Source organism: Chitinimonas naiadis (assembly GCF_054780835.1).
The window spans coordinates 1,498,933-1,520,680 of the sequence record NZ_BAAGVO010000004.1 but is presented as its reverse complement, the minus strand read 5'-3'; the positions used below and the strand labels follow the sequence as shown (position 1 = coordinate 1,520,680).

The 21,748-nt window shown below is 60.4% G+C and carries 22 protein-coding genes; 19 read left to right on the top strand and 3 right to left on the bottom strand.

Annotated features, from left to right (window positions below; genetic code table 11):
- The first annotated feature begins 113 nt into the window (after window positions 1–113).
- The 13 genes from ACYVHK_RS13385 (at window position 114) to moaC (ending at window position 13,074) form a co-directional block, all read left to right on the top strand.
- On the top strand, window positions 114–3,848 hold the full coding sequence (locus ACYVHK_RS13385) for a nitrate reductase subunit alpha (protein ID WP_460532730.1): 3,735 nt from the start codon (window positions 114–116) through the stop codon (window positions 3,846–3,848).
- Window positions 3,845–5,413: a nitrate reductase subunit beta gene (gene narH / locus ACYVHK_RS13380; RefSeq protein WP_460532727.1), complete on the top strand. Its 1,569-nt coding sequence runs from the start codon at window positions 3,845–3,847 to the stop codon at window positions 5,411–5,413. The genes ACYVHK_RS13385 and narH overlap by 4 nt, the downstream gene beginning before the upstream one ends.
- A gap of 73 nt (window positions 5,414–5,486) precedes the next feature.
- On the top strand, window positions 5,487–6,128 hold the full coding sequence (gene narJ / locus ACYVHK_RS13375; protein WP_460532724.1) for a nitrate reductase molybdenum cofactor assembly chaperone: 642 nt from the start codon (window positions 5,487–5,489) through the stop codon (window positions 6,126–6,128).
- 18 nt (window positions 6,129–6,146) lie between these two features.
- Window positions 6,147–6,830 carry a respiratory nitrate reductase subunit gamma gene (gene narI / locus ACYVHK_RS13370; RefSeq protein ID WP_460532721.1) on the top strand — a complete coding sequence of 228 codons (684 nt, stop codon included), beginning with the start codon at window positions 6,147–6,149 and terminating at the stop codon, window positions 6,828–6,830.
- Between the two features lie 94 nt (window positions 6,831–6,924).
- Window positions 6,925–7,671, top strand: a complete 747-nt coding sequence (locus tag ACYVHK_RS13365) for a peptidylprolyl isomerase (protein WP_460532718.1) — start codon at window positions 6,925–6,927, stop codon at window positions 7,669–7,671.
- Between the two features lie 103 nt (window positions 7,672–7,774).
- Window positions 7,775–8,182: a ribonucleotide reductase subunit alpha gene (locus ACYVHK_RS13360; RefSeq protein ID WP_460532715.1), complete on the top strand. Its 408-nt coding sequence runs from the start codon at window positions 7,775–7,777 to the stop codon at window positions 8,180–8,182.
- 184 nt (window positions 8,183–8,366) lie between these two features.
- Complete coding sequence (moaA, locus tag ACYVHK_RS13355; protein WP_460532712.1) at window positions 8,367–9,365, top strand: GTP 3',8-cyclase MoaA; 999 nt, start codon at window positions 8,367–8,369, stop codon at window positions 9,363–9,365.
- A gap of 1 nt (window position 9,366) precedes the next feature.
- Complete coding sequence (locus ACYVHK_RS13350) at window positions 9,367–10,023, top strand: carbonic anhydrase (protein WP_460532709.1); 657 nt, start codon at window positions 9,367–9,369, stop codon at window positions 10,021–10,023.
- Window positions 10,020–10,520 carry a molybdopterin-guanine dinucleotide biosynthesis protein B gene (mobB, locus tag ACYVHK_RS13345; RefSeq protein WP_460532706.1) on the top strand — a complete coding sequence of 167 codons (501 nt, stop codon included), beginning with the start codon at window positions 10,020–10,022 and terminating at the stop codon, window positions 10,518–10,520. The genes ACYVHK_RS13350 and mobB overlap by 4 nt, the downstream gene beginning before the upstream one ends.
- Window positions 10,513–11,712 carry a molybdopterin molybdotransferase MoeA gene (locus ACYVHK_RS13340; protein WP_460532703.1) on the top strand — a complete coding sequence of 400 codons (1,200 nt, stop codon included), beginning with the start codon at window positions 10,513–10,515 and terminating at the stop codon, window positions 11,710–11,712. The genes mobB and ACYVHK_RS13340 overlap by 8 nt, the downstream gene beginning before the upstream one ends.
- Window positions 11,713–11,733: 21 nt before the next feature.
- Window positions 11,734–11,991, top strand: coding sequence for a MoaD/ThiS family protein (moaD, locus tag ACYVHK_RS13335; protein WP_460532700.1), 258 nt, complete (start codon window positions 11,734–11,736; stop codon window positions 11,989–11,991).
- 2 nt (window positions 11,992–11,993) lie between these two features.
- The gene (locus tag ACYVHK_RS13330) at window positions 11,994–12,464 is read left to right on the top strand and encodes a molybdenum cofactor biosynthesis protein MoaE (protein WP_460532697.1); all 471 of its coding nucleotides are present in this window, start codon (window positions 11,994–11,996) and stop codon (window positions 12,462–12,464) included.
- A 130-nt stretch (window positions 12,465–12,594) separates the two neighbouring features.
- Window positions 12,595–13,074 carry a cyclic pyranopterin monophosphate synthase gene (gene moaC / locus ACYVHK_RS13325; RefSeq protein ID WP_460532694.1) on the top strand — a complete coding sequence of 160 codons (480 nt, stop codon included), beginning with the start codon at window positions 12,595–12,597 and terminating at the stop codon, window positions 13,072–13,074.
- 6 nt (window positions 13,075–13,080) lie between these two features.
- On the opposite strand, the gene ACYVHK_RS13320 is transcribed toward moaC, so the two are convergent.
- The gene (locus ACYVHK_RS13320) at window positions 13,081–13,461 is read right to left on the bottom strand and encodes a SirB2 family protein (protein WP_460532691.1); all 381 of its coding nucleotides are present in this window, start codon (window positions 13,459–13,461) and stop codon (window positions 13,081–13,083) included.
- A gap of 87 nt (window positions 13,462–13,548) precedes the next feature.
- On the opposite strand from ACYVHK_RS13320, the gene ACYVHK_RS13315 reads away from it, so the two are divergent.
- The gene (locus ACYVHK_RS13315; RefSeq protein ID WP_460532688.1) at window positions 13,549–15,489 is read left to right on the top strand and encodes a type IV pili methyl-accepting chemotaxis transducer N-terminal domain-containing protein; all 1,941 of its coding nucleotides are present in this window, start codon (window positions 13,549–13,551) and stop codon (window positions 15,487–15,489) included.
- 175 nt (window positions 15,490–15,664) lie between these two features.
- The gene (locus tag ACYVHK_RS13310; protein ID WP_460532685.1) at window positions 15,665–16,330 is read left to right on the top strand and encodes a transcriptional regulator; all 666 of its coding nucleotides are present in this window, start codon (window positions 15,665–15,667) and stop codon (window positions 16,328–16,330) included.
- 173 nt (window positions 16,331–16,503) lie between these two features.
- Here ACYVHK_RS13310 and ACYVHK_RS13305 read toward each other — a convergent pair whose 3' ends face one another.
- On the bottom strand, window positions 16,504–17,130 hold the full coding sequence (locus ACYVHK_RS13305) for a YitT family protein (RefSeq protein ID WP_460532682.1): 627 nt from the start codon (window positions 17,128–17,130) through the stop codon (window positions 16,504–16,506).
- A gap of 188 nt (window positions 17,131–17,318) precedes the next feature.
- On the opposite strand from ACYVHK_RS13305, the gene ACYVHK_RS13300 reads away from it, so the two are divergent.
- On the top strand, window positions 17,319–17,756 hold the full coding sequence (locus ACYVHK_RS13300) for a hemerythrin domain-containing protein (RefSeq protein WP_460532679.1): 438 nt from the start codon (window positions 17,319–17,321) through the stop codon (window positions 17,754–17,756).
- The gene (locus ACYVHK_RS13295; protein WP_460532676.1) at window positions 17,756–19,036 is read left to right on the top strand and encodes a hypothetical protein; all 1,281 of its coding nucleotides are present in this window, start codon (window positions 17,756–17,758) and stop codon (window positions 19,034–19,036) included. The genes ACYVHK_RS13300 and ACYVHK_RS13295 overlap by 1 nt, the downstream gene beginning before the upstream one ends.
- Before the next feature lie 42 nt (window positions 19,037–19,078).
- Here ACYVHK_RS13295 and ACYVHK_RS13290 read toward each other — a convergent pair whose 3' ends face one another.
- Window positions 19,079–19,651 carry a hypothetical protein gene (locus ACYVHK_RS13290; RefSeq protein ID WP_460532673.1) on the bottom strand — a complete coding sequence of 191 codons (573 nt, stop codon included), beginning with the start codon at window positions 19,649–19,651 and terminating at the stop codon, window positions 19,079–19,081.
- A gap of 201 nt (window positions 19,652–19,852) precedes the next feature.
- Here ACYVHK_RS13290 and ubiU point away from each other — a divergent pair, with 201 nt between their 5' ends.
- Both ubiU and ACYVHK_RS13280 read left to right on the top strand, forming a co-directional pair.
- Complete coding sequence (ubiU, locus tag ACYVHK_RS13285; RefSeq protein ID WP_460532670.1) at window positions 19,853–20,869, top strand: ubiquinone anaerobic biosynthesis protein UbiU; 1,017 nt, start codon at window positions 19,853–19,855, stop codon at window positions 20,867–20,869.
- Entirely contained in the window at window positions 20,860–21,747 is an 888-nt protein-coding gene (locus ACYVHK_RS13280) for a U32 family peptidase (protein WP_460532667.1), read from the top strand. The genes ubiU and ACYVHK_RS13280 overlap by 10 nt, the downstream gene beginning before the upstream one ends.
- Window position 21,748 lies beyond the last annotated feature (1 nt).

Below are 21,748 nucleotides of genomic sequence, written 5' to 3'. Positions count from 1 at the left end.
CCTTGCATTTCCTATCCCTCCGGTGAATAGGCTGCTGCCTCCGGGAAACTTAAATTAGCACTGTCCCAATCGCAGCCTGGATCAACGACGCGTTGATTCTCACGGAGAACAAAATGAGTCACTTTCTGGATCGACTGAAGTTCATGTCGCGAGTCAAATCCACCTTCTCGGATGGTCATGGCGCGGTCGTGAATGAAGATCGCACGTGGGAAAACGGATACCGTTCTAGGTGGCAGCACGACAAGATCGTTCGGTCGACCCATGGTGTGAACTGTACGGGTTCGTGCAGCTGGAAGGTATATGTCAAGAACGGCCTGATTACCTGGGAGACCCAGCAGACGGATTACCCCCGTACCCGTCCTGATCTGCCCAATCATGAGCCTCGGGGCTGCCCGCGTGGCGCGTCCTACAGCTGGTATGTCTATTCGGCGCAGCGGGTGAAGTACCCGATGATACGTGGCCGCCTCATGGAGATGTGGCGTGAGGCCCGCAAGACGATGGACCCAATACAGGCCTGGGAGTCGATCAGCCAGGATCCGGAAAAGGCCCGCCGCTACAAGAGCGTACGGGGGCAGGGTGGTTTTGTCCGGGCCGACTGGGAGGTCGCCACAGAGATCATTGCCGCGGCAAATGCGCTCACGATCAAGAAGTTCGGGCCCGACCGTATCGTGGGCTTCTCACCCATCCCGGCCATGTCCATGGTGTCTTACGCCGCCGGTGCCCGCTACCTCAGCCTGCTGGGCGGTGCCTGTCTCAGCTTCTACGACTGGTACTGCGACCTGCCCCCGGCCAGCCCCCAGATCTGGGGTGAGCAAACCGATGTGCCGGAATCTGCGGATTGGTACAACTCGACCTATCTGATGGTATGGGGCTCGAATGTGCCCATGACCCGGACCCCTGACGCCCACTTCTATACCGAGGTCCGTTACAAGGGGACCAAGACCGTCGCCGTTTCCAGCGACTTCGGCGAGATGGTCAAGTTTGGCGATATCTGGCTGGCCCCCAAGCAGGGGACGGATGCCGCCCTGGCCATGGCGATGGGTCACGTCATCCTCAAGGAATTTCACCTGACAGGCGCGTCGGCGTATTTCCGTGATTACGCCAAGCAGTATACGGATATGCCCATGCTGGTCCTACTCAAGGAACGGAATGGCTGCCTGGTGCCCGATCACTTCCTGCGCGCGGCCCACCTGAGCGACAACCATGGTGAAGCCAACAACCCCGAATGGAAGACACTGCAGATCGACCAGGATACCGGTGACCTGGTCGTGCCCAACGGCGCCATCGGCTTCCGCTGGGGCGAGGGCAAGGCCAACGACGGCGAGAAGGTCGGGCGCTGGAACCTGGAACTCAAGGATGGCGGCAGCGGCAGGGCGGTCAACCCTCGACTCAGCCTGGTGGATTGCCGTGACGATGTGGCCGGTGTCGGCTTCCCCTACTTCGGTGGTGAGCATGACGAGTTGCTGGTCCGTAACGTGCCGGTCAAACGGGTCACCCTGGCCGATGGCAGCACGGCATTGGTAGCAACCGTGTATGACCTCCAGATGGCCAACTACGGCGTGGACTGCGGCTTGGGCGGCGAGCATGTTGCTGGCAGCTACGACGATGACGTGCCCTACACACCGGCTTGGCAGGAAAAGCACACCACGGTAAAGCGTGAACTCGTGATCCAGGTGGCGCGCGAATTTGCGAAGAACGCAGATGAGACCCACGGCAAGTCCATGGTCATCGTGGGCGCTGCGCTGAATCACTGGTACCACATGGATATGACCTACCGGGGCATCATCAACATGCTGATGATGTGTGGTTGCGTGGGTCAGAGTGGTGGTGGCTGGGCGCACTATGTGGGACAGGAAAAGCTGCGTCCGCAATTTGGCTGGGCTCCCCTGGCCTTTGCCTCGGACTGGCAGCGGCCACCGCGCCAAATGAATGGCACCAGCTTCTTCTACGCCCATACGAGCCAGTGGCGTCATGAAAAATTGCATGTCGACGAAATTCTGTCGCCGACGGCGGATCGTGCCAAATATGGCCACCTCAGCATGATCGATCTGAACGCCAAGTCCGAGCGCATGGGTTGGCTGCCTTCCACGCCGCAGCTGGAAACGAACCCGCTGGATGTGGTGGATGCCGCGATCGCAGCCGGTCAGGATCCCGTTGCCTATGCGGCCGAGATGCTCAAGCAGGGCAAGCTGAACATGAGCTGCGACGATCCGGACAATCCTGCGAACTTCCCGCGGAATATGTTCGTCTGGCGCTCCAACATCCTGGGTTCGAGCGGCAAGGGGCACGAGTATTTCCTCAAGTACCTGCTGGGTACCCAGAACGCGCTGTTCGGTAATGAGGACGAAGCGATCAAGCCGGCCGAGGTACGGTTCCGTGAACAGGCTGCTGAAGGCAAGCTGGATCTGTTGACCGTACTCGACTTCCGCATGAGTACCACCTGCCTGTACGGCGACATTGTCCTGCCCACGGCGACCTGGTACGAGAAGGATGATCTGAACACATCGGACATGCATCCCTTCATCCACCCCCTCAGCGAAGCCGTCCAGCCGCTGTGGGAGAGCAAGACCGACTGGGAGATCTACAAGCTCCTGGCCAAGAAGTTCAGCGAGATCGGCGGCAACTATCTGGGCACCCGCAAGGACATCGTGCTCACTCCGCTGTTGCACGACACCCCGGGCGAGTTGGGTCAGGCCTTGGAGCCTAAGGACTGGAAGCACGGCGAGTGCGACCTGATCCCTGGCAAGACGGCACCCAATATGACGGTGGTCGAGCGTAACTACGCCGATATCTACAAGAAGTTCACCTCCATAGGCCCGCTGCTCGACAAGCTAGGTAACGGTGGCAAAGGTATCAATTGGGATACCAAGCATGAGGTGCATGAAATTGGCGGCATTTCCAAGCTGGTGCTAGAGGACGGTGTCAGCAAGGGCCGGCCCCGTCTGGACAGCGCCATCGACGCCGCGGAGATGATCCTTACCTTCGCGCCGGAGACGAACGGCCATGTCGCCGTGAAGGCATGGGATGCGCTCTCCAAGATTACCGGGCGTGACCATACCCATCTTGCGATCGGTCGTGAGCACGACAAGATCCGTTTCCGTGATGTCCAGGCCCAACCCCGCAAGATCATCTCGGCGCCGACATGGTCCGGGCTGGAAAGCGAGGAGGTCAGCTACAACGCAGGCTACACCAATGTGCATGAGCTGATTCCCTGGCGAACCCTGACGGGCCGTCAGCAGTTCTACCAGGACCACCGCTGGATGCTGGATTTTGGCGAGAGCTCCTGCGTGTACAAGCCCGCGATCGATACCAAGACCATTGAGCCCATGCTCGGGAAGAAGCCGAATGGGGAGAAGGAGCTGGTACTCAACTGGATTACGCCCCATCAGAAATGGGGTATCCACAGTACCTATTCCGACAACCTGCGCATGCTGACGCTGAGCCGTGGCGGCCCCCATGTCTGGGTTTCCGAGATTGAGGCGAAGCAGGCCGGCTTGGTCGACAACGACTGGGTCGAGGTATTCAACGTAAACGGGACTCTGACTGCACGGGTCGTGGTGTCGCAGCGGGTGCCTGTGGGCATGTGCCTCATGTACCACGCCCAGGAAAAGATCGTGAATGTTCCGGGCGCCGAAACCAGCGGCAAGCGGGGCGGTATCCATAACTCCGTCACGCGCACCGTGCTCAAGCCTACCCACATGATCGGCGGCTATGCACAGCAGGCTTATGGCTTCAATTACTACGGCACCGTGGGTAGTAATCGGGACGAGTTTGTCGTGCTGCGCAAGATGAAGAAGGTGGAGTGGCTGGAAGGCCCGCGTGTTGAAGAAGAAGGAGTCGCCAAATGAAAATCCGCGCTCAGGTCGGGATGGTTCTGAATCTCGATAAATGCATCGGCTGCCACACCTGCTCCGTGACCTGCAAGAACGTCTGGACCAGCCGGGATGGGGTTGAGTATGCATGGTTCAACAACGTTGAGACCAAGCCTGGCATTGGCTATCCGAAGGAGTGGGAGAACCAGGCCAAGTGGAAGGGCGGCTGGCAACGCAACGCGTCCGGGAAGCTTGAGCCGCGCCAGGGCGGGAAGCTGAAGATACTGGCCAATCTGTTCGCCAACCCCAACCTTCCGGCGATCGACGACTATTACGAGCCCTTCACCTACGACTACGAACATCTGCAAAAGGCGCCGCTGAGCCAGACCCCGCCGACAGCACGCCCGGTGTCGGTCATCACCGGCAAGAAGATGGACAAGATCGAGTGGGGCCCGAACTGGGAGGACGACCTGGGCGGCGAGTTCAGTTCCCGCAGTCGGGATGCACTCTTTGAGGGGGTCCAGAAGGAAATGTACTCCACCTTCGAGAGTACTTTCATGATGTATCTGCCCCGCTTGTGCGAACACTGCCTCAATCCGACCTGTGTCGCCTCCTGCCCTTCCGGCTCGATATACAAGCGGGAAGACGACGGCATCGTGCTGGTCGATCAGGACAAGTGCCGGGGTTGGCGTATGTGCATCTCCGGCTGCCCCTACAAGAAGATCTATTACAACTGGCAAAGCGGCAAGGCGGAGAAATGTACCTTCTGCTTCCCCCGAATAGAGGCGGGCCAACCTACCGTCTGTTCGGAAACCTGCGTGGGGCGCATTCGCTACCTCGGCGTACTGCTATACGACGCCGACCTGATCGAGCAGGCTGCTTCGACGCCGAATGAGCAGGATCTTTACGACGCGCAGCTCAAGGTCTTCCTGGATCCCCATTCTCCGGCGGTCATCGCCGAAGCACGCAAGCAGGGTATTCCTGAGAGCTGGCTGGAAGCGGCACGGCGGTCGCCGGTATACAAGATGGCCTGCCAATGGAAAGTGGCATTCCCCCTGCATCCGGAGTACCGCACGCTGCCCATGGTCTGGTACATCCCGCCGCTGTCGCCCATACAAAGCGCGGCGGAAGCCGGCCGCATGCCGCACAGCACGGTCGGTGACAGCATTATTCCCGACGTGAAATCCCTGCGGATTCCGGTCCGCTACCTGGCCAATCTCCTGACGGCGGGCAAGGAGCAGCCGGTGGTCCATGCGCTGGATCGCATGCTGGCGATGCGTGCATATAAACGTTCGGAAGTGATTCATGGCGCAGGAGATGCCTCGTTACTGCGTCGGGTCGGGCTGGACCACGACACGGTCGAAGACATGTACCAGACCATGGCGATCGCCAACTATGAAGATCGCTTCGTGATTCCGAGCAGCCACAAAGAGATGGTGGAAGACAGCTTCAATGACAAAGGCAGCTGTGGCTTCACCTTCGGGAATGGCTGTTCAGGTGGTACTTCCGATGGATCGCTGTTCGGTAAGAAACCGCAAGGCAGCGTGATCTTTGTTGACATGCCCAAGTCACGCAAAAAGCCCGTGACAGCGCAAGAGTAAGCGAATGGAGGAGGAGGGTGGTCTTCCGGGAAGCTGAACCACCCCCCTTTTCCAATCGCTTCAGGAGAATGCCATGAGTCTGTACCGTATTTTGTCGGCCCTGCTGACCTACCCCGAGCAGGACATGCTCGATGCACTACCCGAGATCGATGCCGCCCTGGGCGAGTTCGAGGATGCGCAAGCTTTGCTGCAACCCTTGCTCACGTTCCTGCGGGAGCATGATCTGATCGCGCTCCAGGAAAACTATGTGGCGACCTTTGACCGCAACCCCGCGCATTCACTGCACTTGTTCGAGCATGTGCACGGTGAGAGCCGTGACCGGGGGCAGGCGATGGTCGACCTGCTTGAAGAGTACAAAGGCCAGGGCTTCGAGCCCGGCGCGGCCGAGCTGCCGGACCATGTGCCGCTGTTCCTGGAATACCTGAGCCTTGTCTCACCGGACCATGCCGAGAGGCTGCTGGGGGATGCGATCCATGTCCTGGCCGCCGTCGGGCAGCGCCTGGGCAGGAACGAGAGCCCTTATGCAACGGTATTCGCGGTGCTTTGCGAAATGACCGATGTCGTTCCCCAGGAGCAAACCGAGCCGCCGGTGCGCGACATGGACGAGGCCATGGAGACCTTTGGCCCCGGTGCTGACGGGATTGAGCCGCTGCTGAAACCCCAGCTTGGCGGCACGCATACCGTCCAGTTTTTCCCGCGCAATGCGGCTCACTGACCATCAAGGGATACGACCATGAGCTACTTACATCAGTTTCTCTTCGGAATTTATCCGTATATCGCCTTGGCGATCTTCCTGCTGGGAAGTCTGGCCCGATTCGAGCGTGAGCAGTACACCTGGAAGAGCGACAGCTCGCAAATGTTGCACCGGGGTAATTTGCGCCTGGGCAACATCCTCTTTCATATCGGCATCATCGGCTTGTTCTTCGGGCATCTGGCAGGTTTGCTGACCCCGGTGGCGGTGTGGGATGCCCTCGGTGTCAGCCATACCTTCAAGCAGGGCTTCGCGATGGCTGCCGGTGGCGTCATGGGCACCCTCTGCCTGCTGGGTCTTGCCATCCTGCTGCATCGCCGGCTGACGGACCCCCGTATCGCCGCTGTTACCAGGACCGGTGACAAGGTATTGCTGGCGTGGATACTGATCACGCTCTGCCTTGGCTTGTCGACCATCGTGATCTCTTCCGGGCATATGGACGGGCACATGATGGTGCTGCTGATGACCTGGGCGCAGCACATCGTCACCTTGCGAGGGGACGCTGCGGCCTACATTGCCGGAGCCCACTGGCTGTTCAAGCTGCACCTGTTCATGGGTATGAGCCTGTTTGTGATCTTCCCCTTCACCCGCTTGGTCCACGTATGGAGTGGCTTTGGCTCGGTGACCTATCTGGGCCGCGCCTGGCAACTGGTGCGACCGCGTTGAACGTTCGGTGCCCTTACCTTGGGCACCCGCATCGAGCGGTGGTAAACCCGCCGCTCGGTCCGTGCCCGGCTTGTTTGATGTTCAGGAGAGCAACATGGCAGTGCTGATCAATGGTGTCGAACTCAGCGATGCGGATATGGAACGGGAAATGCCGCATCACGCGGACGCGGATAACCCTATGAAAAGGGCGATGACCGCCTTGGTGCTGAAGCAGGTTCTGCTTGATGAAGCGAAGCGGTTGCAGCTCCCCGTAGCAGATGAGGAGGAGGCCATCGAGGCACTGCTCCGGGCCGAAGTGAAGGTCCCGGTTCCCGATACCGCGAGCTGCCGACGGCATTACGAGCAGCATCCCCAGCGCTTTACCGTCGGGGAGCTGGTAGAGGCAGACCATATCCTGTTCCAGGTCACTCCCAAGGTTCCGCTGGCCTTGCTGCGAAGTTTGGCGGAAGAAACGCTGGCCGAGCTGACCGCCAATCCCGCGCTGTTTGCGGAGCGCGCGAAGGCCTTGTCCAACTGCCCATCCGGTGCGGTAGGCGGGAGCCTGGGACAGATTGCACGTGGTGATACGGTGCCTGAGTTTGAGAAGGCCCTGTTTTCCCTGAAGTCCGGCCAGATGATGCCGAGCCTGCTTGAGACCCGCTTTGGGCTGCACATTGTTCGGGTTGTGCGATACGTCGAAGGCCGGGTGCTTCCTTTCGAAATGGTCGAGGAGGCCATCGGTGATGCATTGCGGGCCGCCAGTGAGGCGGCTGCGTGGCGCCAGTATCTCAAGCTGCTTGTGGGCAAGGCCGACATCACCGGGGTGGAATTGGAGGGGGCTGACAGCCCCTTGGTCCAGTAGCCCGTTTCCCCGCCCAGGGCCTGTCTGATTGCAGTCCGCGCATACCGACGGCGCGATGGATTGCGCTTGTTTGACTGATGATTCGTGCGCCTGTGGAGGCACCATGTTGATCACTTCCTTTGCCGACCTTCTTGCTGCAGCCAAAGCTGAACCGGAGCCGCAGCGGCTGCTGTTTGTCTTTGCCGAGACACAACTGCCGGATGGCGCCAATGCCACCCAACGTAGTGCTTATGCCGCAGGCAGCGGTGGGGCGATTGTTCCTGTCATGTGTGTGGACAAGGCACCCTCGGAGCTGAGCAGCTTTGCAGCGCTGCGTGAGGAGTCGCTGCAAATGACGAACGCCTGGCAACTGGTCATTGTGGCGAGCCTTGGGGGCCGGGGAGGGCAGATGCCGAGCGGCGCCGACGCCGCGCCCCACCTGGACCGCATGATCGAGTCGATCAAGCAGGGAAGAATGCAGAATTTCCTGGTATTTGACCGGAGCGGCGACTTGCTCGCGCTGAAGGCCTAAGCCGCATACCTGCTGGGTCTGTACGGCAGCGCGAACTACGCCTGAAGGGGCTGGCCAGCGCGGCTATGGAGGCCCGGCATCGCGCACCAACTGCGGCTTATCCGAAGTATCTAGTCCGATATGAGAATGGTTTGGCCCCCTGTCTTTCCGCAGAATGGGTGTGAGACATACTAGGGCTGCCGCCATGATCGCCGTTCCATACGATCCCGTTCTGATTGACCCGTTTCAGCGTCGCATCGACTACCTGCGCGTGTCCGTGACGGATCGTTGTGACCTGCGTTGTACCTACTGCCTGCCCAAAGGGTTCAAGGGGTTTGAAGAGCCCGAGAACTGGTTGAACCATGCCGAGATGAGCCGTCTGATCGGCCTGTTCGTCAAGCTGGGGGTCAGGAAGGTCCGCCTGACGGGGGGGGAGCCCCTGTTGCGGCGAGGTGTCGAGACCCTGGCCACCCAGGTGGCACAGCTCCCCGGTCTGAAGGATCTCTCGCTTTCCAGCAATGGTACGCAACTCGCGCAAAAGGCCGCTGCCCTGAAGGCGGCGGGTGTTGGCCGGCTCAACATCAGTCTTGATACGCTCAATCCCTCCTGCTTCTCACGCATCACCGGCCGAGACTGCCTCAATGACGTCCTTGCCGGGCTGGAGGAGGCACGCCGGGTCGGGTTTGATCCCATCAAGCTGAATATGGTGGTGCAGGCCGGCGTCAACGAAGCCGATGTACAGAGCATGGTGTCCTTCGCCATCGAAAATGGCTTTGTGCTGCGATTGATCGAGGCGATGCCTATCGGCGATACCGGGCGTAGCGCCGGGGTGGTGAATCTCACGGCGCTGGGCTCACGCCTGGCTCGCGAGTTCCAGCTGGTGCCCGAGTTGAAGAACGATGGGGCGGGCCCGGCGCGCTACTGGAAAATGCCTGGTGGCAGCATGAGTCTGGGGGTCATTACCCCCATGTCCCGGCACTTCTGCGCGGCCTGCAACCGGGTACGCCTGGGTGTGGATGGCACGCTTTACCTGTGCTTGGGTCAGGACGACAAAGTAGCCTTGGGCGTGCAGCTGCGTGCGGGGGCTTCCGATACCGAGCTGATGGCGGCCATCGTGCAGGCTATTGCGCATAAGCCGGAACGGCATGAGTTCACCAGCAACCCCAGCAAGATCATCCGCTTCATGTCGCAGACGGGGGGTTGAGATGCACGATCTCGAGCGCTTTATCGGTGGGTTCCAGCGCTTTCAGCGGCAGTATTTTGAGAGCTCCCCTGGCCTGTTCAAGGACCTGCAACAGGGGCAACGCCCCAGCACCCTCCTGATAGGGTGCTCGGATTCCCGGGTGAACCCGGCGCTGCTACTGGGATGCGATCCGGGCGATATCTTCACCGTGCGGAACGTTGCCAACCTGGTGCCGCCCTGCAATCGCAGGACCAGCCATCAAGGGGTATCGTCTGCCATCCAGTTCGCCGTGGATCAGCTGGAGGTGGCCCGCATCATCGTGCTTGGGCACTCGCAATGCGGCGGTATACGCGCTTTGGTGGATCAATACCTGCCCAAGGAGGGTGAGACCGACTTCATCGGGCGCTGGGTTGGCATCGCGGAGGAGGCCAGGCTCAAGGTGGTCCAGCAGATGCCGAATGCAAGCTATGCGGAACAGCGTCGCGCTTGTGAGCTGGGTGCAATACTGGTGTCACTCAACAACCTGCGCACCTTTCCCTGGGTACAGCAGCATCTTGCATCGGGTCGTCTGACCCTGCATGGGTGGTACTTTGACCTGGATGCGGGCGCCTTGCTGGCCTATTCGGAACGCTCCGATGCTTTCCTGCCCATGGTCTGCCCCTTGGTGAGTTCAACATGACGGCAGTGTTTGGCTTGATTGGGCGCTCAGGTAGCGGCAAGACCACCTTGATCGAGGCATTGCTGCCCGTCTTTGCAAGCCATGGCTTGAAGGTCAACGTGATCAAGCATAGTCACCATGACCTCGACTTTGAACCGCCGACCAAGGATAGCGCGCGGTTCCGCCGTGCTGGCGCGGCCGAAGTGCTGGTGGCCTCGCCTTATCGGTTTGCGGTGCTCCATGAGCTGCGTGGCGAGCCCGAGCCTACGCTGGCAGAGCAGATTGCACGCCTGGCACCCGCGGACCTGACCTTGGTGGAAGGGTTCAAGTCATTCTCCATTCCACGCATTGAGGTCTATCGGCCGTCAACGGCAGTGGCGCCTTTGTATCCCCATACCCCCGGCATACTCGCCGTTGCGAGCGACCAGGCTTTTCCGCTGTCCTTGCCCTTGCTGGATTTGAATACGCCCAACTCCATTGCCCGGTTCATCCTGCAGGCGCTTGAACTCGATGTTTAGCAAGGATGATGTATTGCGCGTGCTGGAACGTCACCCACTTCCAGCACCCCAGCGCGAACGGGTTGGCCTGCAGGATGCCGTAGGCCGGGCGAGTTCGGATTATGTGCTGGCCAGCTACGACCTTCCCCTGTTTGATGCCAGTGCGATGGATGGCTTTGCGATAGCCGTTGATCCTGATGCGCCTAGAGGGCCTTATCGCCTAGCCGGTTGCGTGGGCGTGGGCGATGCCGTTCCCCGGCAATTGGCTGCCGGGGAGGCGTTGCGCGTGGTAATGGGGGCCATGCTGCCCGAGGGATGCCGTAGTGTTGTCCCGCATGAGCAGGTCACCTTGCAGGGGGACCATCTCTGGCTCAATGCCCCGGTGCCTTACGGCGCCCATATGCGGCCACGCGGGAGCGAGCTGTCGGCCGGTACGGTGCTGCTTGAACACGGCACCAGGATCGGTGTCTGGCACGTTGGTGTGCTTGCATCCCAGGGTATACGCGAGGTGGAAGTATTCAGGAAGCTCAGGGTGGGGGTGATCTCGTCGGGCAATGAGATTGTCGATGCTGGCCAGCGGCTGGGCCCCGGGCAGGTCTTTGACGTAAACCGCCCCCAGATACTGGCACTGCTGCGGACACTGGACGTGGAGGCCATCGATATGGGCTGCCTGCCGGATGATGGCGTCGCGAGCCTGGCGCTGCTGAGGGCTGCGGCCGAGGCGTGCGACATGATGATCTCCACCGGGGGATTGTCGGCCGACGATTCGGATCATGTCCGGACGGCAGCCCAGTTGCTCGGTACCGTTAGCCAATGGCGGGTAGCGATTGCGCCCGGCAGGCCGTTCGCCTTTGGACATATCACCGGCAAACCGTTCCTGGCCTTGCCTGGCAATCCGGTAGCCGCTGCCGTCATGTTTCTTACCCTGGTCAAACCCTTTGTCCAGCGTGCCTCGGGGCAGTGCTGTCCTGACGCCGGCGCCATCTGGCTACCCTTGGCCCGCGATCTCCCCGAGCGTGATCGCCACCGCCGCTACCTCTCGGGCCGGCTGGTCATGCACGACGGACGGCATTGCGTGGAGGCGTTGGAGTCCCTGGGCGCCGGCACCTTGTTCAACCTTGCAGAAGCCGACCTGTTGTTCGAAGTGCCCGAAGAAACCCGGGTCGGAGCGAAAGATCATGTCCGATGCCATTTGCTGCATCGGGCGCCGTGAGTCTTATGGGAAGAAGAATCGATGCAGATTGAATTGCTTTACTTCGCCAGGCTTCGTGAACGCCTTGGTGTCGGGGCCGAAAGCCTGAGTTTGCCCAGCCATTGCCAGGATATTGAAGGCTTGCTGCGTCTCCTGCGGGAGCGAGGGGGAGCCTGGGCGGAGGAGCTCGCACCCGGCCGTATTTTCCGGGTGTCGATCAATCAAGAGTTGGTGCAGGGCAACGCTGCCATTCCGGCTGGCGCGGAGGTTGCGATTTTTCCGCCGGTGACGGGGGGCTGACGGTGTCGCTGTTCCGAATCGCGGTACAGCGCGAGGACTTTGATCGGGAGACCGAGATGCGGTGGATTGAAAGCCAGTCATCCGGCCTGGGGGCTGTCGGCAGTTTTACCGGTTACGTCAGGAATGACTGCCTCAATGATGCTGACCTGACTTCAATGGAACTTGAACACTATGAGGGAATGACTGAGAAATCGATCCATAAAATCGCTCAGGAAGCGGCGCTGCGATTCAATCTGGTAGCCCTTACCGTGATTCATCGATTTGGCCGGCTGGTCCCCGGCGATCGGATTGTTCTGGTACTGGCAGCGGCAGCGCACCGCAAGCAGGCGCTGGGGGCGGTGGATTTCATGATGGATCATCTGAAATCAACGGTGCCATTCTGGAAACAGGAAACGCATGGCGCCAGGCAAACCTGGGTCGAGGCCAAGGCCTCCGACGCCCATGCCTTGGCACATTGGTCCCACGTAGTCTGATCGGGCTGGTCCGGTGCAATGCCTGGCTCAGCGGGGTGCAGCTGACGCCAGTCTGCCGCGCTGGGTTTGAAGCCAGGCTTCTCCCGCCAAATCATGGTTGGCCTTTGGCATGGGATTGAGGAGTTGTTGAGTGAGCGATCTGACGCACTTTAATGAGCGGGGACAGGCGCATATGGTTGATGTCGGTCAGAAGCCCGGTACCGTGCGGCGCGCAATCGCCAGGGGGTTCTTATCCGCCAGCGCCGAATGTCTCTCGAAAATACGGTTGGGCCAGCATGGCAAGGGGGATGTGCTGGGGGTGGCCAGGATTGCCGGCATCATGGCGGCAAAGCGTTGCAGCAGCTTGATTCCGCTGTGCCATCCGGTTGCGCTTACCCACACGGCCGTGGATTTCCAGCTAAGCGACGACGGCGTTGCGGTCAGTGCCACCGTGGAATGCGTGGGTCAGACCGGCGTTGAAATGGAAGCGTTGACCGCGGCGAGCATCGCCCTGCTGACCATCTACGATATGTGCAAGGCGATTGATAAGGGCATGTGCCTGCATTCGCTACATCTGGTAGAGAAGCGAGGCGGAAAGTCCGGCCTCTGGCAGGCCGCGCCCAGGCCCTGAGCCGGCTTACAGGCCCGGCAGGATGCTACGGGTGCGCGCAACGGCAACGATATAGCCAACGCTGCACAAGGCCAGCCCGAACCAGACAGCGCGCCTGGCGCGTGGCATTTCCGGCTTCAATGCCTGCTTGCCAAGCAGGATATACAGCACAAGCACGACCAGTTTTGCGGTTAGCCAGGGCTGGAAAAAGGGGTATTGACCGCTCATCCATGCCAACATGATGGCGGCGCACAATAAGGTAGTGTCTACTGCATGAGGTAACCATCGCAATACGCGGATGTGGCGCCATGGCTTTCCCCACAGGGCGAGACTACCCCGTAGAATGAACAGGCTGATACTGAGTGTGGCACACGTGACGTGCAGGTATTTGATGGTGAGATAGTTCATGGGCAAACAGGCAGATCAGAAAGACAGGCAGGCGGCCGAAAAGCGGCGCTGCGGGGATTCTATACCGACCTGCCCTGGAGTAGGTCGATGACGACAAATCAGGAAGTTATGCCGACTTCCGTGGACTTCCCCTCCTTTCGCGACCGGTTGTCGACGCGCATCATCGTGAGCTCGCTTGTTGCGCTTGCCGTGGTGTTCAGCATGGTGTGCTGGACGCTCTGGCTGTCCTGGCAGCTGGAAGGTGCCGGCGCGGCGATCAACGACACGGGCAGCCTGCGTATGCGGGCGAACCGGGTAGGGGTTGAGCTGCTGCAGATCGAGCACCGGATGGATCAGACGGCTGCCCGGGCTGAACTGCAGGCGCAGGAAGATACGCTGGAGCGCTTACGGCGAGGCATGCCTTCCCGCCCCCTCTTCCTGCCCAGCGATCCGGCGATCCGCTTGCAGATGCAAAAGGTGCGGAATGTCTGGCATGGGCAGTTGCTTCCCGCAGCCGAGACGGCGCTGGCAGGGCAGGGGGCTGAGCGCTATCTGCAGCGACTCTCTGCGTTTGTTGAGCAGGCAGATCAACTTGTCCGCATGATCGAAACAGACAATGCGGGCAAGACAACCATGTTGCGCAGCTCCCAGGCCATCTTGCTCGTCATCGCGTGCATCGGCACGGTCGCCATGATTTATCTGCTGTTCATCTGGATCATTTCTCCGGTACTCCGATTGCAAGACGGATTACGGCAGATGGCGGAGCGTGACCTGAGTGTCCGCCTGCCGGTCGAGAGCGCGGACGAGTTTGGCGTGCTTGCGCAGGGATTCAACCGGATGGCGGACGAGCTGGAAAGCTCGTACCGGGTGCTGGAAGAACGGGTAGAACAGAAGACACAGCAGTTGGCCCAGCAGAATCGGGAACTGGGGGCGCTGTATGACATGGCGGCCTTTCTGAACCAGCCCGGCGATATCGAGGCCTTGTGTCGTGGATTTCTCAAGCGCGTAATGAGCCAGTTCAACGCCGACGGCGGCAGCATCCGCGTGATCGATCCCCTGGGCGAGAAGTTGCACCTGGTCGTGTCGGAGGGTCTGTCCTCGGAGCTGGAAGAGGCGGAGCACTGCATGAAGGTGGATGCCTGTTTTTGTGGTGAGGCCACCAAGCAAGGTGTGATTGTCATCCGTGATTTCCGGAAACTGCCCCAGCCCGAGGCCTTTCACTGCTCCAAGGATGGTTTCAAGGGCTTGGCGGTCTTCCGTGTCCTGACCCAGGATGAGGTCCTCGGTTCTTTCTCCCTGCACTTCCAGAATATTCACGAAGTACCGGCAGCAGAGGCCCAGTTGCTGGAAACGCTGGGGCAACATCTCGGCGTGGCCCTGGATAACCGCCGGCTGGGTGCCAAAGCACGCCAATTGGCCGTAGCGGAGGAGCGCAATCTGGTTGCACAGGGCCTGCATGACAGCATCGCCCAGGGCCTGAATTTTCTGAACCTGCAGGTGCAGATGCTGGATCAGGCCGTCAACCGTGCTGACCTGGCCGAGATAAAGGAAATTACGCCCTTGTTGCGCACGGGTATCGACGAGAGTTATCAAGACGTCCGTGAGCTGCTGGTCAATTTCCGAAGCAAGCTGGATCAGGGTGAGCTATATGTGGCGGTGGACGATACCGTGGCACGTTTCAAGCGCCAATCCGGCGTCGCCGTGTCGCTGAGCTTCCAGGAGGAAGACGGCCCCCCCTTACCCCCTGAGCAGCAGTTGCAGGTGCTGTTCATCCTGCAGGAAGCCCTGTCCAATGTGCGCAAGCATGCCAGGGCCAGCCGCGTGGATATCGAGATCAGCAATAAACGTGATTTCGAGATGACGATCCGCGACAACGGCGAGGGGTTTGAAATGCAGGAAATGGCAGAAAGCAGCGAGCAGCATGTCGGCATGCATATCATGCAGGAACGCGCTCGCCGCTTGAATGCTTCGTTGAAGTTGGATTCACATCCGGGCGCAGGAACCCGTGTGAATCTGCTATTGCAGCGGGCAGAACGACAGGCGGCCTAGCCTGTTCACACCGTTGGCATCGGCGCCGGACTGGTGAGGGGGCAGGCCCTGTTGGCTCGCCCGGGGACGCATGGGATCGATGCCTTTGCTCGCGGCCCCGGAGAGTTACCACCTTGCCGGCGAATGCCAATGCGAAAATAGTGTGAACAGCGGCCAGTGGATTTGGAAAAGTGAAATGACGATACGTGTGTTGCTAGTTGATGATCATGGCCTGTTTCGGTCCGGTGTCCGACAGTTGTTGCAGCGGGAGACGGATATCGAGGTTGTTGCCGAAGCCGCCGATGGGGTGGAGGGCATCAAGCGCGCCAAGGAATACCGTCCCGACGTGATACTCCTGGATCTCAACATGCCGGGCTTGTCAGGACTGGAGACCTTGCAGCTGCTGGTTCAGGATCTTCCCGAGGCGGCGGTGGTGATTCTGACCGTCTCGGAAGAGGCGGACGAGCTTGGGCAGGCGCTGCGCGATGGGGCGAAGGGCTACCTGATCAAGAATATCGAGGCGGAAGCCCTTACGGCCGCTGTTCGTCGCGCGGCCAAGGGTGAGCCGGTCATTGCGGACAGCATGACCGCAAAGCTGATTGCGCAGTTCCGGGCTCAGCCGTCAGGCGCGCCGGCCAGCCCGGCAACGGCGGAGCGGGACAAGCTGACCGGCAGGGAGCGCGAAATCGTGCAGTGCCTGGCGCGGGGGGAGAGCAATAAGGAGATCGCCAGACGCCTGGAGGTCGCCGAGAGCACCGTGAAGATCCATGTTCAGAACATACTGAAGAAATTGAATCTGACGAGCCGTGTCCAGGTCGCCGTCTATGCCGTGGAACATGGCATGAATACGGACGCACCTTAGCGCGCCTGTTGCCGCATTCCAGGCCGCTTGCGGCGTTCGTCCAGCCACACCTTGCATTTCATCCGGCGCGGCGACGTATACCGCAGCGGAAAGCCTTATCTGCAAGGCGCTGGCCCGCCTCAACCGCTTGGCATGCCGACAGCGCCCCCATCTACACCGTGTGCAGGGACTGCCTAGAAGGCGGCATAACGGCCGGGTTTTTGATTGATGGCAATGACTGCGTTCATGGCAATCGCTCCCAGTACGGATAGCACCATATGGCGTAGGTCCAGCAGGGATATGGCGCCGAATATGATGCAGGTATCACAGGCCAATTGCGTTTTCCCCGCCCGTAGGCCGTGCTTTTCCTGCAAATAGATCGCCATTACGCCGAGCCCGCCCAGGCTTGCCTGGTGCCGTATCAGCATGAGCAGGCCTGTACCGGCCAGCAGCCCCCCCAGCAAGGCGGCAAATAGCGGGTCCAGTTGCTGGATGTTGATCAAGGAAGGAAGACATTCCGTAAACAGGGACAGCAGGCTGACGGCCGCCAGCGTCTTCATGGTGAAACGCCTGCCCAGGCTCAGGTAGGCAAAGACATAAAATGGCAGGTTGATTAAAAAGAAGAGTACGCCAAAAGGTAAGCCGCTCGCATAGTGGCCCAGAAAGGCGAGCCCTGCAGTGCCCCCCGTGAGTACATGCGCTTGCCTCAGCAGCAGTACGGAGAGGGCGACAAACAGGCAGCCTATCAAGAGCGCCTGCACATCCTCCAGCACGGAATGTGACGAGACGAGGCGAGAGCTGGTCAGGTGTACGACTGCCATGGACGGGCTCGGGTTGGTGGAATATTGAAGTATCGCGCTTATGCGTTGTGGTGACGGCGCTTCCCCGGAATTGATTGATCTGGGTCAAGCAGGCGTACCGACCTCGGACGGGAATAACTTATCGGCCGTCAAGGCCGCTCAGGAAGCATCTCACTAACATGGATGCACCCTATTCCTGGTTTGCTGCCATGTCTGACGCCATTTTCCGCCTGCTTCATGAACACAAAGAGTTTGATACCTTGCTGGCCCGTATAGAGGAGCGGGTGAGGTCAGGCGATTGGGCCAAGGCCCAGCAATATTTCTATGAAGCAGAGCAGGCCATCTATGGTCACTTCGAGCTCGAGGAAGGACAGCTGTTCCCCGCTTTCGAGAAGGCGACTGGCATCCTGCAGGGGCCGACCGAAGTCATGCGGGAAGAGCACCATGCAATTCGGGAGCTGTTTGAAGATTGCCGGGCCAGCCTGTTTGCCCAAGAGGCCCAGAACCTGCTGTCGGAGCTGGATACATTGCTGATTCTGGTCCAGCAGCACAATGTAAAGGAGGAGTACGTCCTCTACCCCATGTGCCGGATGCGGATTCCTGACCTGGACGTGCTGCTCGCAGGTGCCGTACCGGCAGCGCACTGATGCCTGCCCCGCCCAATCTTTCTTTCGATCAGGCGCCTAATCCGGGCATGGTCTTTGGCTGCCTCATGCCGGCACCGTGGGTAGGCGCGGCGGCAGGTATCTGGCTCGCTCTCGGGCCGGTGGCGGGCTTGCCGTCAAGGTTTGCGCCGCTGGCGTTGAGCCTGGTCCATTTGCTCGCCATCGGCATGTTGATGCCCGTCATGGTGGGGGCCTTGTTTCAAATGATGCCGGTGCTGGGCGGTGTTGTCGTTCCAAGAGCCCGCCACATCGCACCCTGGTTGGCACTGGGCTGCCTGACGATCGCCATCTCGTTGAGCCGCGGATTCCTCAAAGGGGAGGCATTCGGCTTTGCCTTGGCGGCGACGCTGGTGCTGGCGGGGCTCTGCCCGGTAGCGATGGCCATTGCCAAGGCAGGGGCCGGCGTCGTCCCAGTCAATGCAAGCACCCGGGTACTGGCAGTTATCGCCTGGGCGCTGCTGATGACCATCTGTCTGGGTGCCGCGCTGGCACTTGCCCTGGGGTTTGGCGTCTCCATGCCCATTTCGGCCATACTGGACCTGCACGTTGCCTGGGGTTTGGGAGGCTGGATTGCCACCTTGATAGTCGGCGTTGCCACGACGGTCCTGCCCATGTTCTGGCAGACACCGCGATTGCCAGACTTCCTGGCCGGGAGCCTGCCCGGCGTCATGTGGCTCCCGCTTGTGCTCGGCGCGTTTGAACTCGGGGGCCTCCATTTGCCGTGGCGATGGCTGGCGATGGCGTGCCTGTTGCTGTTCGCCATCATCGGGCTCTACGGAGTGCTTCGCGCAAAGCGGCACCATGACCCAGCCTGGCCATTGTGGGTATGTGCGCTACTGTCCTGGGTCTGTGCGCTGGTGCTGGGCATGACGCAGGATTACCTGCCAACCGCCTGGCCTGTGGCCTGGTGGATAGGCGCACTGGTTCTGGTGGGGGGCTGTGTACTTCCGGTGAACGCCATGCTGGGAAAGATCGTGCCTTTCCTGGTATGGCTGCGCCTGAGAAAGTGCCTGCCCGCACGGGTCAAGGTGCCCGCCATGCAGACGCTGCTCAGACCCGCCTTGCTACGCGTGCAAACCGGCCTCGTGCTGCTTGCGCTCACGCTGTTGCTTATCCTGCCGGTGGAGCCGGTGCTATGTGCCAGATTGGCCGGTGCGACCTTTGCGCTTTCGCAAGCATGGCTGGGTGTGCTGCTGTTGCGCGTGGTGTACCGGTTTCTTGTGGTGCAGGCCGCGAGCCTTGCCCCTTCCCAGCCCCGTTGAAAGCCGGGCGCAGGGCTTGCCCCTGCTGGCCTGGCATAAGTACTACAGGCCCAGCAGGGGTACCAGGATCAAGCCTGCCAACAACGCCCACAGCAGCCCACCCAGGGAAATGATGGCGTAGCCGACGTCTTCCGCTTCAATACCTTCCTCAACCTGCAATAACTTGGGTATGCCGTGGACCACCAGCAGTAAGGCCGCACACAGGCCGAGCAATCCACACAGCAGGTTGAACCCCATATGGGGAACAGCCAGGGTCAGCGAGGAGAGCCACATCGGGATGGGCGCAATACTGGCCATCAGATAGGCGCGCTGGAAGGGGAGCGGTTTCTCCCGGTTGCCGAGCATGGCCTTGATGGCGAGCCCCATGATGGGGACCGTCAGCAGCTCGGCAAGCAGAAAGACGAGTGCAATGCCGGGATAGCGGGCTGCGGGAACCAAGGCTGAGTAGTAAGTGGCGTGGTCCGCCGCAACGAAGGCGATCATGGCGGCGGGCAGCAGGGCAAAGGGCAGCACGAGGAACAGTGTCAGCTGCGCTACCGAAATCGTCGCTTCACTGAGATCATCCCAGCCTGCATGGTAGGAAAAGAACATTTTGGGGTAGCTGGAAATCTTCATGATGCTGCTCCGTGGCAACGGCTTGTGCTTCAAACACTAGTTGTTGCCCGCGCAGTTTTGCAGCGCGACCCGCAATTTTCTTGATCTGGATCAAGGTGCGTTTCTGCGTACCGGCGGGTGCCAGGCCAGTGCGTTTCTTGGCTGCCGTTCGCTTGATGTCGGATAAGGTGATCCCGTTTGACACTCGCTAGACTTTCGAGCATGAAAAACGCCCTTTCTCCCATGGAACTTGTCGCACCTGCGGGAAGCTTGCTCGCACTCAAGGCCGCCCTGCAGGCGGGTGCCGATTCGGTCTATCTTGGATTGCAGAACTCAACCAATGCGCGCAATTTCGCTGGACTGAATTTCTGCGACGACGATATACGCAAAGGTGTGGCCATCGCCCACGGCATGGGCCGCAAGGTGCTCTTTGCCATCAATACCTTTCCCCAGTCCGGCCGTACCCAGGAGTGGCGGGCAGCCGTCGATACCGCCCATGATCTGGGTGCCGATGCCGTGATATTGGCAGACCCTGGCTTGCTGGTTTATGCCAGGGAACGTTACCCGCACCTGCGCTTGCATCTTTCCGTGCAAGGGTCTGCGACGCATGCAGACGCAATCGAGCTGATGCGCGAGCAGTTTGCCATTCAACGGGTGGTTCTGCCGCGGGTGCTGACGCTCGCCGAGATTGAAAAGCTTATCCGACAGACCAGCGTGGAAATCGAGGTATTCGGCTTTGGTAGCCTGTGTGTCATGGCGGAGGGGCGCTGCCTGCTGTCGAGTTATGTGACGGGCGAATCGCCGAACAACCGGGGGGTGTGCTCACCCGCCAAGTCGGTGCAATGGACCGAGATGGAAGGAAGGCTCGAAGCCAGGCTCGGTGGGGTGTTGATTGATCGCTATGGTCCGGGGGAGTCCGCCGCCTATCCGACCCTCTGCAAAGGGCGATTCGAAGTGGAAGGTAACTTCGATCACGCCCTGGAGGAACCCACCAGTCTGAATGCCCTGGCGCTGCTCCCCCGGCTGGCCGCCGTGGGGGTAAGGGCGATCAAGGTGGAGGGACGCCAGCGTAGCCCGGCTTATGTCGCCCAGGTAGTGGCCGCGCTACGCGCAGCGATCGATGCTGCGCATGCCATGCCGGCCCGCTACGTGGTACGCCCTGAATGGCAGTCAACGCTTGCAAAGCATGCCGAAGGTTCACAGACCACCCAGGGAGCCTTTGACCGACCATGGAAATGAACACCTTCAAGATTGCCGTTGGCCCGCTGCTCTATTACTGGCCACGGCAGACGACGCTGGACTTCTACCAGCAAGTGAGCGCAAGCCCGGCAGATATCGTCTACCTGGGAGAAACCGTCTGCAGCCGGCGACATGAGCTGCGCCTGCCGGATTGGCTCGCATTGGCCGCCGAGCTGACACAGGCGGGCAAGGTCGTCATCCTCTCCTCGCCCACCCTGGTGGAGTCCGGTGCCGAGATTAGCATCCTCAAGCGCTTGGGCGAGCAGCGCGACTACATGGTCGAAGCGAGCGAGCTGGGTATCGTCCGTCAGCTGCAGGGGCGCCCCTTTGTCGCGGGGCCGCATCTGAATGCCTATCACGCGGCCACGCTGGCCTGGCTGGCCAAGCAAGGCGCCACCCGCTTCGTAGCACCGTTGGAGATGGGGTGTGCCGACCTGGGTATTTTGCTTCAGGAAAAGCCCCTTGGCCTCGCCTGCGAGGTCATGGTGTGGGGACGCATGCCGCTCGCGTTTTCTTCCCGCTGCTTCACCGCGCGGTATTTCCACCTGAAGAAAGATGAATGTGGATTCCGCTGTATTGATTATCCCGATGGCCTGCCCTTACGCACGCAGGAATCCTGCGATTTTCTGACCATCAACGGTATACAGACGCAATCCGCCAAATGCCTGGATCTGATCAAGCAGGTCCCGGAGCTCGTGAGGATGGGCGTTGATGTCGTCCGGGTCAGCCCGCAGTCCGCGGGCACGCAGGATGTCCTGCAGGCACTGGATTACCTGCGGAATGGTGCCGCCATCATGCCGCCGGCGCCGCCGCCGGGTATAGACCGTTGCAATGGCTATTGGTATGGCTTGACGGGCAACACCTGGATGGAAGGATAGC

Coding starts and splice junctions, on each gene's coding strand:
- ACYVHK_RS13315 (WP_460532688.1), top strand. CDS start 13,549: ATGACGACAAATCAGGAAGTTATGCCGACTTCCGTGGACTTCCCCTCC.
- moaA (WP_460532712.1), top strand. CDS start 8,367: ATGATCGCCGTTCCATACGATCCCGTTCTGATTGACCCGTTTCAGCGT.
- narH (WP_460532727.1), top strand. CDS start 3,845: ATGAAAATCCGCGCTCAGGTCGGGATGGTTCTGAATCTCGATAAATGC.
- moaD (WP_460532700.1), top strand. CDS start 11,734: ATGCAGATTGAATTGCTTTACTTCGCCAGGCTTCGTGAACGCCTTGGT.
- ACYVHK_RS13300 (WP_460532679.1), top strand. CDS start 17,319: ATGTCTGACGCCATTTTCCGCCTGCTTCATGAACACAAAGAGTTTGAT.
- ACYVHK_RS13340 (WP_460532703.1), top strand. CDS start 10,513: ATGTTTAGCAAGGATGATGTATTGCGCGTGCTGGAACGTCACCCACTT.
- ACYVHK_RS13305 (WP_460532682.1), bottom strand. CDS start 17,130: ATGGCAGTCGTACACCTGACCAGCTCTCGCCTCGTCTCGTCACATTCC.
- narI (WP_460532721.1), top strand. CDS start 6,147: ATGAGCTACTTACATCAGTTTCTCTTCGGAATTTATCCGTATATCGCC.
- ubiU (WP_460532670.1), top strand. CDS start 19,853: ATGAAAAACGCCCTTTCTCCCATGGAACTTGTCGCACCTGCGGGAAGC.
- ACYVHK_RS13295 (WP_460532676.1), top strand. CDS start 17,756: ATGCCTGCCCCGCCCAATCTTTCTTTCGATCAGGCGCCTAATCCGGGC.
- ACYVHK_RS13280 (WP_460532667.1), top strand. CDS start 20,860: ATGGAAATGAACACCTTCAAGATTGCCGTTGGCCCGCTGCTCTATTAC.
- ACYVHK_RS13360 (WP_460532715.1), top strand. CDS start 7,775: ATGTTGATCACTTCCTTTGCCGACCTTCTTGCTGCAGCCAAAGCTGAA.
- mobB (WP_460532706.1), top strand. CDS start 10,020: ATGACGGCAGTGTTTGGCTTGATTGGGCGCTCAGGTAGCGGCAAGACC.
- narJ (WP_460532724.1), top strand. CDS start 5,487: ATGAGTCTGTACCGTATTTTGTCGGCCCTGCTGACCTACCCCGAGCAG.
- ACYVHK_RS13350 (WP_460532709.1), top strand. CDS start 9,367: ATGCACGATCTCGAGCGCTTTATCGGTGGGTTCCAGCGCTTTCAGCGG.
- ACYVHK_RS13365 (WP_460532718.1), top strand. CDS start 6,925: ATGGCAGTGCTGATCAATGGTGTCGAACTCAGCGATGCGGATATGGAA.
- ACYVHK_RS13290 (WP_460532673.1), bottom strand. CDS start 19,651: ATGAAGATTTCCAGCTACCCCAAAATGTTCTTTTCCTACCATGCAGGC.
- ACYVHK_RS13385 (WP_460532730.1), top strand. CDS start 114: ATGAGTCACTTTCTGGATCGACTGAAGTTCATGTCGCGAGTCAAATCC.
- ACYVHK_RS13310 (WP_460532685.1), top strand. CDS start 15,665: ATGACGATACGTGTGTTGCTAGTTGATGATCATGGCCTGTTTCGGTCC.
- ACYVHK_RS13320 (WP_460532691.1), bottom strand. CDS start 13,461: ATGAACTATCTCACCATCAAATACCTGCACGTCACGTGTGCCACACTC.